The following is an 11,677-nucleotide window of genomic DNA, read 5'->3' as shown; positions in this document are numbered from 1 at the left end:
TTTATATAGGAAATATAATGGTCAGGACAGCGAAATCAGCGCCTTACTTGGGAAATGTGGGCTTAAAGGTCAGGCCAAGGTGAAATGGGGCGAGTTGACCGATGATGAGCTGGATGTGGCCGAAGGGCGCCGCGATCAGCTGGTTGGGAAGCTTCAGCAAAAATATGGCATCGCCAAAGATGAGGCCGAGCGTCAGGTCGACGATTGGTCGCGCAACCTCTAAGCGCGCAGCACCTGGCTTCGGGTGCAGTCCATGCGGGCTAAGTGGCTCAAACGGTCACATCCGGCCCGAGCCCACGATTTTGAGCCGTCTGCTAGGATCTCAATCGGTGTCGCTTGGGTCGCCTGATGAGGATCTAGACGGCTCAGAAGCGGCCGGGCGCAACAGCGTCCGGCCTGCGATCAAGCAAGGGAGCCCTGGCCGCCTACATCGGTTTGCGCACTGCCCGCTCAGCCTTCAGCCTCTTCATCTGATTTTAAGCATTAGCCTCTAGCCAAGCCGCATCCGCCCCCGCTTGCGCTTATTCTCTCAAGCCTCATACCCCGACCTCTTCACACCCATCCAGTCTTTCCGCACGCGTGCTGATTTCAAAGCTCGCTCTAGGGAACCATTCGAAATTGCTTGCGTTAGCCCCGCATCGGCCAAGGCAATCCTTTAGTCATCGTGCCGTTGCAGGAGTGAAAGACAATGCTGAAAGAATTCTCGATGTTCAGCCTGAACGGCTTTTGGGGAATGATCGTTCTGGCCTTGGACATCTGGGCCATTATTTCAATCGTCAATTCTGACTCTACGACCCGCGCCAAAGTGATCTGGGTGCTTTTGGTGGTTCTGTTGCCAATTGTGGGCTTTGTCATCTGGCTCGTCGCGGGCCCGCGCAGCGCACGCCATTCGATCTGATCCAAGAAGGGGCGGCGCCTGATGTCAACGAACAATGGGATGAACCCTTTTTGGCAGGTCGCGCGGATTGCCCTTTCCGCGCGGCAATCTTTCCGGCTGCGGCTGGCCTTGCTGCAAGTTGAGACCAAAGAGCGCGGCGGCCATGCCGGTAAGGGCCTTGCCTTGGTTTTGGTCGGCGCCCTCTTCGCCCTTGCCGCGCTGGTGCTGGGCATCGTCGCCATGGTTGCCACTTTGGTTGCCTATCATTGGTCGCTGCATGCGGCCTTGGGCCTGACGGCGGGGGGCGCTTTGCTGCTGGCCTTGGGCTTTATCCTTTGGGGAAAGCAGGCTTTGGGCCGCGCCTTCTCCTCACGGCGCTGAGACCGCGTCGTCCACCTGTGATTTGTAACATCGTCTGTCGGCCCTGCCCGACACCTTGAAGGAGTTTTGCGATGCTGTTCTCTTCGGAAACCCGCCGTCTGAAATCCGCCATCCATGCCCAAGATTCGCAGCTAAGCCAAAGCATTGCTGATCTCGCTGCAACCATCGGTCTGGGCAAAGCGAGCATGCGCGCGATGGGCGTGGCCAAGTCCCATCCGGTGCCGGTGGCGCTGGCCGGCGCGACCATCGCCGGTGCTGGGCTTGCCTATATGATGCTGCGCCCCACCGTCTCGGAGCTGGCCGCCAAGCGTCGCGGGCCACTGAGTGAGACTTTGGCACGCTGGGAGGATGAAGGCGGCCCCGTGCGCGGTGCAGCCGATGTCGTTGATCGGCTTGAGGAAAAGGGCAACGACTGGCTGGAAGCTGCCCGCGAAGCCAAAGATCTCGCCCGCGAAAAACTCTTGGACCTTTACGAGCGCGGTCTTGCCACTGCCGAAGCCAAAGCCGCCGTCGCGGCCGAGCAGGCCGAAGGTGTAGCTTCCGCCATGCGCAACGGTTTGGGCAATCTCAGCGATGAGGCCGCAGAGCTGGCTCTGGAAGCGCGCCGGAAGGCTTGGGATGCCGTCGATCGCGGCGGACGCTATGCCAGCCGTGGCTTGGATGAGGGCCGCCGCATGGCCCAAGAGCATCCTGTCGCCGCCTCGGTGGTGGGGATCGCCGCCGGTGCAGGCCTTGTCGCCTTGGCCCTGCGCGGGCGTGGCATCTTCAAGCTCTTGGCCCCGGTGGCTTTGGTGGCAGCGGCGACGCAATTCGTCTCGCGCCTGAACCAAGGGCAGTCGTTCGAAGACATGGCCGAGGATGTCAAACACACAGCTGATGAGGCTGTGCGCAGCGCCGGCAAAGCCGTGCGTCGCGGCACCCGCAAGGCCGAAGATTTGGCTGAGGATGTGACCGAGAAGGCCAGCCGCACCGCAGGTAAGGCCGCCCGCACCGCCACTGAGGCCGCAGGCACTGCCAAAAGCAAAGTGAAAGCGGCAGCCCGCTCGACCGCTAAAACCGGTGCGCGCAAGGCCCGCGCCACCGCCGATAAAGCCGCCGATGCGGTTGAAAAAGCCGGTTCGAAAGCCGCCGATAAGATCTCGGAGACCGCCGCTGCGGCCGAAGCCGCAGTGAATGACGCTGTGCGCAGCTAAGCGATCCATGGGGCGGCGGGTTGATCCTTCCGCCCCAAATTTCTCTACCCTGCCCGCCACTTAGACCAAGTTCAACCGCAGTGCCCTCTTTGGGCCTGCGGTTTTTCCTTGTTAAAAACCTGCGTTTTGCCTTTATCCACAGGAGATTTCTTGCTTGCGCAAGCGCGCAGCGGTAAAAGAACAAATCAGGAACATTAGGCAGTGATTCCGTGCATGCCGCGGCCAGACCCCAACCCTTTTCCGCCCGCCCTTGCCGCGCCCCCTTTGGGAGCGAAGGTCAAGGCAAGCGCGACGCTGTCCGAGGTCTTTGCGGCCCCCGGCGGCGAGGCGGCGGCTTTGGGCTTTGTGATGGCACGGTTGGAGCAGGCCTTCCAAGAGCGCGCGCAGATCAAGGGCCGCGCGGCTGCGGGCTCTCACAAGCCCGCCGCATCCGACAGAACCCCAAAGCCCCTCACCCCGATCCTCTGGCTGCAAGAGCGTATGGTCTGGCGCGAGGCGGGGCGGCCCTATCTGCCCGGCCTTGGCCCGCGGCCTTTGCTGTTGATGCAGCTCTCACGCCCAGCCGATATTCTGATCGCGGCGGAAGAAGGCTTGAATTGCAATGTCTTGGCCGGAGTGGTGGCCGAGTTGCGCGGCAATCCTTCAGCGCTCAGCTTCACCGCTTTGAAGCGGCTCGCGCTGCGGGCCGAGGCCTCGGGCGTGCCCTGCTGGCTGATCCGGCAGAGCGCCGAACCCGGTCTCAGCGCCGCGCGCGAGCGTTGGCGCATCGCGCCCTTGCCCTCGGATGCCAATCCCGACGACCCCCGCGCCCCCGGCACCGCGCGCTGGAAGCTCGAGCTTTTCCGCTCGCGCGATGCGCGTCCCGGGGAATGGGAGGCCCGGCATGAACGCACCGGGGAAAGTGACGAAGGCCGCGCGCCGGATCACCTCGATCTGGTTGCCGCAATTCGCGATGGAACGCTGGCAGAGACAGGCGCTGCAACGCGGCGACGCGGCTTCGGCTGAGCTCGCCATGGCCTTGGTGGATGAAGGACCGCAGGGTCCGGTGATCCATGCGATGAACCGCGCCGCGCGGCTGGCGGGCGTGACCTTGGGCGCGCGGCTCACCGATATGCGCGCGCTGGTGCCGGGGCTACGGGTCGATCACGCCGACCGCGCGGGCGACCGCGCCGCCTTGCGCCAACTCGCGCTTTGGGCACGGCGCTGGTGCCCTTGGACCGCCGCCGATGCGCCGGAAGACAGTCCCGCCGAAAGCCACGGGCTGGTGCTTGACACCACCGGCTCGGACCATCTTTTCGGCGGCGAGCCCGCCATGCTGGCCGAGATGGAGGGCGCTTTGTCGGCGCTTGGCTTCACCGCCCGCCTTGCCCTTGCTTCCACTTGGGGGGCGGCTTGGGCGCTTGCCCGCTACGCCCCGCCGCGCAGCCTTTTGCGGGGGGTGGATTGGGCCAACTCGCCCATGCTGATGCAACTGCCACCGGCGGCTTTGCGGCTTGAGGCCGAGACGGTTCTCCTCTTGAACCGGCTCGGCCTGCGGCAGATCAAAGCCATTGCCGATCTGCCGCGCCTTTCGCTGGCCCGGCGTTTCCCGCGCCACGACCCCGCGCGCAACCCTTTGATCCGGCTTGATCAATTGACCGGCCACCTGCCCGAGCCGGTCTGCCCGCCCGAAGCCCCGCCGCTCTTTCGCGCCGATGCCCGCCTGCCCGAGCCGATCTTTGACCCGACCAACCACTTGCCCGAGCTCTGCCAAGATCTCTGCGACCAACTGGCCCGCGCCGGGCGCGGCGCGCGGCGGCTCAGCCTGACCGTTTACCGCACCGATGGCGAGACCAGCCGGATCGAAGCCGCTTGCGCCTCGGCCAGCCGTGAGGCGCGGCATCTGGCCTTTCTCTTCCGTGACCGGCTGGAGAAAATCAAACCGGGCTATGGGTTTGACCTCATCTCGCTGGAAGCGCCGCTGACCGAAGCCATGACCATCCGCCAGCCCGATCTGGCGGGCGAGACTGAGACCACGCTGGAACTTGCGCATCTCGTCGACCGGCTCGCCGCGCGCTTTGGCAGCAAGGCGCTGACCCGGCTTGAGCCTGCGCAAAGCCATATCCCCGAGCGGGCCGAGGCCTCACGCCCGGCCCTTGCGCCCGTCGCGCCGCAGCCGCTTCCCGCCACCGAACGCCCGCAGCGGCTCCTGACCCCTGCCGAGGAAGTGGTGGTGCTTTATGCCGTGCCCGAGGGCCCGCCCGCGCAGTTCCAATGGCGCCGCCGCACCTACCGGATCGCGCGCTACCAAGGCCCCGAGCGCATCGCGCCCGAATGGTGGCACGATCGCCCCGGTACCCGTCTGCGCGACTATTACAAGGTCGAAGACGCCGCCGGGCACCGTTTCTGGATCTACCGCGAGGGGCTTCATGATGACGGGCGCGGTGCCGATCCGCGCTGGTTCCTGCATGGGGTTTTCGCCTGATGCCCGATCAAGATAGGCCCAAACCCCGCACGATCCTGACCGGAGATTTCGCGCCCAATCCGCGCAGCTCTTATGTGGAACTGGCTGTCACCACAGCCTTTTCCTTCCTGCGCGGCGCGTCGACCGCGCAAGAACTTGCGCTTACCGCCCATGCTTTGGGCCATGATACGCTGGCCGTGGCGGATCTGAACAGCATGGCCGGTGTGGTGCGCATCCATAGCGCCGCGACAGAGGCCGCTTTGCGCCCCCTGATCGGCTGCCGCTTGCAGCTTCTGAGCGGCGAGAGCTTTCTCGCCTACCCCCGCGACCGCGCCGCTTATGCGCGGCTTTGCGCGCTTTTGACCAAGGGCAAAAGGCAAGATGCCAGCGGCGCTTGGCAGGCCAAAGGCGCTTGCGATCTGAGCCTTGATGACCTCGCCGCCCATGCGGAAGGGGTGCAGTTGATCCTGATCCCCGGGCAGAGGCTTGCACGAAACCTTCCAAGGCTCTGCCGCCGCCTGCCCTCTTTGCGCCATATCGCGGCGAGCTATCTTTATCGCGGCGATGATCGGGCGCGGATCACCCGGCTTGACCGGCTGGCGCGGGCGCATGGGCTTTCGATCCTCGCCACCAATGACGTGCATTACCACAGCGCCGAGCGCCGCCCGCTGCAAGATGTGATGACCTGCATCTGCACCGGCACCACCATCCAAACCGCCGGGCGGCTTTTAGATGCCAATGCCGAGCGGCATCTGAAATCCGCCGAGGAGATGATCCGGCTCTTCGCCGATTGGCCGCATGCGATCCGCGCCACGCGGCAGGTTGCCGATGCCTGCAACTTCTCGCTCGATGAGCTCGCCTATCACTACCCGATGGAAAGCGTGCCCGAAGGTGAGACGCCGCAAAGCCAGCTAGAGCACCTGACTTGGGAAGGTGCGGCCCGCAGATATCCCGAAGGCGTGCCGCAAAAGGTGCACGCGCTTTTGGAAAAAGAGCTGGCGATCATCGCGCTGAAGAAGATCCCGCAATATTTTCTGACCGTGCATGACATCGTCGCTTGGGCGCAAGCGCAGGGCATTTTGTGCCAAGGGCGCGGCTCGGCCGCCAACTCGGCGGTCTGCTTTGTGCTGGGCATCACCTCGGTTGACCCTTCACACCAACAAGTCCTTTTCGAACGTTTTATCAGCGTAGACCGCGATGAGCCCCCCGATATCGATGTAGATTTCGAACATGAGCGCCGGGAAGAGGTGATCCAGCATATCTATGCCCGCTACGGCCGCCACCGGGCTGGCCTTTGCGGCACGGTGATCCATTACCGCCCCCGCTCGGCCATCCGTGAGGTGGGAAAAGCCATGGGTCTTTCCGAGGATGTGACCGCCGCCTTGGCCAAAACCGTCTGGGGCTCTTGGGGCTCGAGCATGGGAGAGGCGAACAGCCGCGAAGCCGGGGTGGATCTCAGCGATCCCCTGCTTTCGCGCGCCCTTAAACTCGCCGAACAGATGATCGGCATGCCGCGCCACCTCAGCCAGCATGTCGGCGGTTTCATCCTGACCGAAGGCCCGCTGCATGAGACGGTGCCGATTGGCAATGGCGCCATGCCAGAGCGCAGTTTCATCGAATGGGACAAGGATGACATCGACGCTTTGGGCATTTTGAAGGTCGATATTCTGGCGCTTGGCATGCTGACCTGCATCCGCAAGTGCTTTGATTTGCTGCGAAATCACTACGGCATTGACTATGATCTGACCACGCTGCCGCGAGAGGATAAGGCGACCTATGAGATGCTTTGCAAGGGCGACAGCCTTGGCGTCTTTCAGGTCGAAAGCCGGGCGCAGATGAACATGCTGCCGCGCCTGCAACCGCGCGAATTCTACGATCTGGTGATCGAGGTCGCCATCGTCCGCCCCGGCCCGATCCAAGGCGATATGGTCCACCCCTATCTGCGCCGCCGCAACCGCGAAGAACCGGTGATCTACCCCGCGCCGGGCCGCGAACACCCGCAAGATGAGCTGGTCAAAATCCTTGGCCGCACCCTTGGCGTGCCGATCTTCCAAGAGCAAGCCATGCAGATTGCGATGGAGGCGGCGGAATTTTCCTCGAAAGAAGCCAATGAGTTACGCAAAGCCATGGCCACCTTCCGCTCGCGCGGCACCATCGAGCTTTTGCAAAGCCGCATGGTCGGGCGCATGGTCAAACGCGGCTATGATGAGGCCTTTGCCCGGCGCTGCTTTGACCAGATCAAAGGCTTTGGCGAATATGGCTTCCCCGAAAGCCATGCCGCCAGCTTTGCGCGGCTGGTCTATGTCTCCTCCTACCTCAAATGCCACCACCCGGCGGCCTTTGCCTGCGCCTTGCTGAACGCGCAGCCGATGGGGTTTTATGCTCCTGCCCAAATCGTCCGCGATGCGGTGACCCACGGGGTTGAGGTGCGGCCTGTGGATGTGAATTTCAGCAATTGGGACAATACGTTAGAGCCGAAGGGCACGGGCTTTGCCCTGCGCTTGGGCCTGCGGCAGCTGGACGGTCTGGCGGCTGAGGCTGCGGCCCGGCTGATGGCGGCGCGCGATGCGCCCTATGAAAGCTTGGACGATCTTGCCCGTCGGAGCGGGCTTGGCGCAAGCAGCATCCGAGCCCTGGCGGCGGCGGATGCTTTTGGCTCCGCCGGACTGACGCGACGGGCCGCCCTTTGGGACGCAAGGGCGTTGCGCGACGCGCCTGATTTGCCGCTGTTCCAAGCAGGAAAGGATGAGGGTGTCGAGCCTGCCGTCCGCTTGCCACAGATGCCTTTGGCGGAATCGGTGGTTGCCGATTACCAAACCCTGCGCCTGTCTCTGAAGGCCCATCCGATGGCCTTTTTGCGCATGAGCATGAAGCGGCAAGGCTTTGTAACGGCGTCAGAATTAGAGATCCTGCCCAATGGCAAGCACCTTCGGCTGGCGGGGCTTGTGCTCATTCGTCAGCGTCCCGGCAGCGCCAAAGGCGTCTGTTTCATCACGATCGAGGATGAGACCGGCGTCGCCAATCTGGTGCTCTGGCCCAAGGTGATGGAGCAGTTTCGCAAGGTGGTGATGACCGCGCGGCTGATGCAAGTAACCGGCCGAATGCAGCGCGATCCGCGCTCAGGCGTGACCCATGTGGTGGCCGAGGATCTGCGCGACCGCAGCGATGCTTTGTTGCGGCTGGCCGACCGCAGCTTTGCGACCCCGCTTGCCCGCGCGGACCATGTGCGCAACCCGCTGCCCTCGCCCTCGCGCAGCCATCCGCGAAACGCGCGCGTGATCCCGAACTCGCGCGATTTCCACTAGGCCTGCGGCTTAAGCCGCAGCCCCGGCCTTAGGTTTTGATACGGAAATTCAGAAGGATCAGCGCGGTTCAGGCCGGGGAAAGCAGCATAGATCACTTCGCCCGCCACTTCAGCAAAGTCCGCCATGAAATGCACTGAGCTTTTCAAGCCAATCACCGCAATCTTGGCGGGATCAAGACCGAGATGATGGAAAATCGCGCGCGTTCCCGCCTGCGCGCGGACCGAACCGACAATCACCTGCACCCCGCTGCCCCTCAGCCGCAAAAGCGCCATTGGGCCAAAATTCAAGGGGTTGCCGTTGTAATAGCCCCCGGTTCCGGCAAAGCTGCCATCGCCCAAAGCCTCAACCGTCACCTCTCCCCGCCAAGGTTGATCGCCGCTTCCGCCAAAAGCCAGATCGAAATGTGCAGCGACGCCTTTTTCATGCGCTAAGGCGGCGGCTTGCGGATCGTGAAGCACTGCGACCACCGCATCGGGCGCGTTAACCGCCAACAAAGCGCGCAGCATCCCCGTGGTGTCAGAGCTGGCCCCGGCACCCGGATTATCCTGTGTATCCACGAGGATAGCCGGAGACACAGCCCCCGGACGCAAGGCCTGCGCCACGGCCGCAGGGCCATCGAGCAAGCCGATTGCCGCAAAATCAGCCTCAGCCTCATGCAGCCCCTGCCGCAAAACCGAAAGCGCCGCATCCGCGGTGGCCTGATCCTGCGCATAAGCCAAGATCGAGGGGCCACAATCTGCGACATCTGCCGGCGGGAACCCCGGCAAAAAGCTGGATACCGCGCCATCCCGCTCTGCGCGTCTTTGCAACGCTGCAAGCCTCGTCATAGGCGCAATCAGGGTAGATTGGGCATGGATTGGGATCAGAAAATCGCCTTGCGCAAAGGCCTTAGCGGGGCGCTGACCGCGCGCCAACCAGCCCAAGGCCGCCTCAACCACCCGCGCGCCGGTCTCGGCCATATCGACATGCGGATAGGTCCGGTAAGAGAGCAGGAAATCGCTCTGTGCCACCATCTGGGTCGAGAGATTGCCGTGAAAATCCAAAGCTGCAGCGATGAAGCAATCCGGTCCAAGCCTTTGGCGCAGCTCAGTTAAAAGCCACCCCTCGGCATCCTGCGTGCCTTGCGCCACCATCGCGCCATGCAGATCCAACACCACTGCATCCAAAGGCCCCGCCTGATCCAAAGCCTCAAACAGCCCCTCCGTCAAAGCGTCGAAGGCGGTACGCTCGATGATGCCGCCCGGCTGCGCCTCGGCCCAGATCAGCGGCAGAATCTGCGCATCAGACTGCCGCAATGCCCGCAATATGCCGCCTAGAGCCCCCGCTCCGTCATGCGCAAGCAGCGCCTCTCCGCGCAGGATCGGCGGTGAAGAGCCCGTCGAGTCAAAATCGGCATATCTCGTAAGAACCGGCGCGAAGCTGTTGGTTTCATGCTGAATTCCGCCGATGGCGATGCGCAGCTTGCTCATGGCAATTGGCCCCAGAAGGCCACCGCCACTGGGCCGGTTAGCAAAAGTGCGCCCTCCGGCGTCTCTTCGACAAAGAGCTTCCCGCCCGGCATGGCCACTTCCGCGCGATCTGCCGTTATCAACCCCAAGCGCCGCGCCACCGTGAAAGCGGCACAGGCACCACTGCCACAGGCTTGCGTCAAGATGCCCGGCCGCTCCCATACAACCAGCCGCATCGCTTCCGGCGACAGGATCTGCGCCACCCCGACATTTGCCCCCTGCGGCAAAAGTGGGTGCTTCTGCAGTTGATCCGCCCATCGCGGCACGTCGATCGCATCAAGATCCGGAACGAAACAGGTCAGGTGCGGATTGCCCATGCTGAGTGCGCCCTGAGCCGTCAGTGGCCCCGCCTGCAAGCCAAGATTCAACGTATCGCGCGGCTCGGCCAAGGGCACCGACTGCCATTCGAAACGAGGCTCTGGCTGGCGAAGAGTGACCTGCATCGGAGCGGCGGCAGAGGCCTTAATCAGCCCGCCCATCGTGGCGATCCGCACCGACGATGCACCAGTTTCATTCAGGATTATCCAAGCTGCACAACGGGTTGCATTAAGGCAAGTTTCCGCCTCTTGCCCGTCGATATTGTAAATGCGCAAACGCAAATCAGCGGCTTCTTCGCCGGGTTCAAGCACCAAAAGTTGGTCCCCGCCTACGCCGAAATGGCGATCACAGATTGCGGATATTTGCGCAGCAGATGGACGAAAGCGTCGCGTCCTTCCGTCAATGAGAACGAAATCATTCCCCGCCCCGTGCATTTTCACAAAGCCATCCACAAGCGCCATCGCCTGCTGGACGGCAGCGAAACGCAGGTCCTTTTCTGAAGGCTCCAGAGACGGCATGGGCACCTCGCATCATTGCAGAATGATGTGTTGCACGGTTGTTAAACATGCTGTCAAATTCAATAAAATCTACAATTCATTCACCCTTGATATAAGAAACCCATGCGCCTGACCCATCGCCAGCTCGAGATCTTTCGCTCGCTTATGCAGACGCTCAGCGTCACAGAGACGGCCGCGGAACTTTATTCCTCTCAACCCACAATCAGCCGCGAATTAAAGGCGCTCGAAGACAGCTTGGGCTTTGTGCTTTTTCTGCGCGACAAGCGCCGGCTTGAAGTCACACCGCGCGCCATTGCACTGCATAGCATTGTCCAACGCTCTTTCGTCAGCTTGGATGAAATCGGCCGCGCGGCGGATGCCATTCGAGGCGACCGGCTGCAAAGAATTGCCGTGGCTTGCCTGCCCGCTTTTGCTCATGCCCTGATGCCGCAAACGATTGATCGGTTTCGTGCCCTGCATAAAGACGCCGCGATCAAGGTGCATTCCATCGAGGAATCGGTGCTGACGCGTGAACTTTTGAACAAGATTTTTGATCTGGGTGTGGTGGAGGGCCGTGTGCCGGGCGGTTTGGGCAGTCTTGAGCAGCGCGATCTGGGCAATCTATTGTGCGTCATGCCGGCCGATCACCCGCTTTCTCGCTATAAATGCCTTGAAGTCGAGCAGATGGAAGGCTCAGATTTTATTTATTATTCGGAAGAAGACAGCTATCGGCGGCAGATCGACGCCTTATTCGACACCGCCGGTGTCAGCCGCAATCTTATGGTCGAGACCACAACCGCCACCTCAATCGGCGGCATGGTTTCGCAAGGGATTGGGATATCGATTGTCAATCCACTGACCGCATTAGCCTTTGAGGGCAATAACTTAACGGTTCGCCCCTTGGCAAAAACCATTCCCTACAGCCTGAATATTTGGCAACCCGATCCGGTCCGGCAGAGCCAATGGAGCGCTGGTTTTATGGATGCGCTTCGCCAAACCTTGGACGATATTGTTGAGCGCCTGACGGCGCGTGAGTTGATTTGAAAGGATCAAACCCGCCTCTCATATCAACAATGAATAACAGGATGGTTAAACGATATTTTACAGCTGCCAGAACCTGCCGCTAGCGTGAGTAAAAATAATGACGCGACAGGG

10 protein-coding genes are annotated in these 11,677 nt (G+C 62.1%); 8 read left to right on the top strand and 2 right to left on the bottom strand.

The features are described from left to right. The first annotated feature begins 34 nt into the window (after window positions 1-34). The 7 genes from Q9295_RS05990 (at window position 35) to Q9295_RS05960 (ending at window position 8,199) form a co-directional block, all read left to right on the top strand. Complete coding sequence (locus Q9295_RS05990; protein WP_306679611.1) at window positions 35-223, top strand: CsbD family protein; 189 nt, start codon at window positions 35-37, stop codon at window positions 221-223. A gap of 465 nt (window positions 224-688) precedes the next feature. Then, on the top strand, window positions 689-898 hold the full coding sequence (locus Q9295_RS05985; RefSeq protein ID WP_306679594.1) for a PLD nuclease N-terminal domain-containing protein: 210 nt from the start codon (window positions 689-691) through the stop codon (window positions 896-898). A gap of 21 nt (window positions 899-919) precedes the next feature. Further along, window positions 920-1,258, top strand: coding sequence for a phage holin family protein (locus Q9295_RS05980; protein WP_306679593.1), 339 nt, complete (start codon window positions 920-922; stop codon window positions 1,256-1,258). A 71-nt stretch (window positions 1,259-1,329) separates the two neighbouring features. Then, window positions 1,330-2,451 carry a hypothetical protein gene (locus tag Q9295_RS05975; protein ID WP_306679592.1) on the top strand — a complete coding sequence of 374 codons (1,122 nt, stop codon included), beginning with the start codon at window positions 1,330-1,332 and terminating at the stop codon, window positions 2,449-2,451. A gap of 213 nt (window positions 2,452-2,664) precedes the next feature. Then, a complete protein-coding gene (locus tag Q9295_RS05970) occupies window positions 2,665-3,456 on the top strand; it encodes a hypothetical protein (RefSeq protein WP_306679591.1) in 792 nt (263 codons plus the stop codon). Continuing rightward, complete coding sequence (locus tag Q9295_RS05965) at window positions 3,404-4,915, top strand: Y-family DNA polymerase (protein ID WP_306679610.1); 1,512 nt, start codon at window positions 3,404-3,406, stop codon at window positions 4,913-4,915. Before Q9295_RS05970 ends, Q9295_RS05965 begins: the two co-directional genes overlap by 53 nt. Next, window positions 4,915-8,199 (top strand): error-prone DNA polymerase, encoded by a 3,285-nt coding sequence (locus Q9295_RS05960; protein ID WP_306679590.1) that lies wholly within the window; start codon window positions 4,915-4,917, stop codon window positions 8,197-8,199. The genes Q9295_RS05965 and Q9295_RS05960 overlap by 1 nt, the downstream gene beginning before the upstream one ends. Here Q9295_RS05960 and Q9295_RS05955 read toward each other — a convergent pair. Next, window positions 8,196-9,668: a M81 family metallopeptidase gene (locus tag Q9295_RS05955; RefSeq protein ID WP_306679589.1), complete on the bottom strand. Its 1,473-nt coding sequence runs from the start codon at window positions 9,666-9,668 to the stop codon at window positions 8,196-8,198. The two genes, Q9295_RS05960 and Q9295_RS05955, sit on opposite strands and share 4 nt — an antisense overlap. Beyond that, window positions 9,665-10,459 carry a diaminopimelate epimerase gene (dapF, locus tag Q9295_RS05950; RefSeq protein ID WP_306679609.1) on the bottom strand — a complete coding sequence of 265 codons (795 nt, stop codon included), beginning with the start codon at window positions 10,457-10,459 and terminating at the stop codon, window positions 9,665-9,667. The genes Q9295_RS05955 and dapF overlap by 4 nt, the downstream gene beginning before the upstream one ends. 186 nt (window positions 10,460-10,645) lie before the next feature. Here dapF and Q9295_RS05945 point away from each other — a divergent pair, with 186 nt between their 5' ends. Next, window positions 10,646-11,566, top strand: coding sequence for a LysR substrate-binding domain-containing protein (locus tag Q9295_RS05945; RefSeq protein WP_306679588.1), 921 nt, complete (start codon window positions 10,646-10,648; stop codon window positions 11,564-11,566). Window positions 11,567-11,677 lie beyond the last annotated feature (111 nt).

Source organism: Pseudogemmobacter lacusdianii (assembly GCF_030848395.1).
Classification (GTDB): domain Bacteria; phylum Pseudomonadota; class Alphaproteobacteria; order Rhodobacterales; family Rhodobacteraceae; genus Pseudogemmobacter; species Pseudogemmobacter lacusdianii.
The sequence above is the reverse complement of the archived record's forward strand: the minus strand, read 5'-3'. Positions and strand labels throughout refer to the sequence as shown.

Excerpts from the sequence above, each read along its gene's own strand:
- Q9295_RS05985 (WP_306679594.1), top strand. The coding sequence starts at position 689 with ATGCTGAAAGAATTCTCGATGTTCAGCCTGAACGGCTTTTGGGGAATG.
- Q9295_RS05975 (WP_306679592.1), top strand. The coding sequence starts at position 1,330 with ATGCTGTTCTCTTCGGAAACCCGCCGTCTGAAATCCGCCATCCATGCC.
- Q9295_RS05945 (WP_306679588.1), top strand. The coding sequence starts at position 10,646 with ATGCGCCTGACCCATCGCCAGCTCGAGATCTTTCGCTCGCTTATGCAG.
- Q9295_RS05965 (WP_306679610.1), top strand. The coding sequence starts at position 3,404 with ATGGAACGCTGGCAGAGACAGGCGCTGCAACGCGGCGACGCGGCTTCG.
- Q9295_RS05980 (WP_306679593.1), top strand. The coding sequence starts at position 920 with ATGTCAACGAACAATGGGATGAACCCTTTTTGGCAGGTCGCGCGGATT.
- Q9295_RS05970 (WP_306679591.1), top strand. The coding sequence starts at position 2,665 with ATGCCGCGGCCAGACCCCAACCCTTTTCCGCCCGCCCTTGCCGCGCCC.
- Q9295_RS05955 (WP_306679589.1), bottom strand. The coding sequence starts at position 9,668 with ATGAGCAAGCTGCGCATCGCCATCGGCGGAATTCAGCATGAAACCAAC.
- Q9295_RS05960 (WP_306679590.1), top strand. The coding sequence starts at position 4,915 with ATGCCCGATCAAGATAGGCCCAAACCCCGCACGATCCTGACCGGAGAT.
- dapF (WP_306679609.1), bottom strand. The coding sequence starts at position 10,459 with ATGCACGGGGCGGGGAATGATTTCGTTCTCATTGACGGAAGGACGCGA.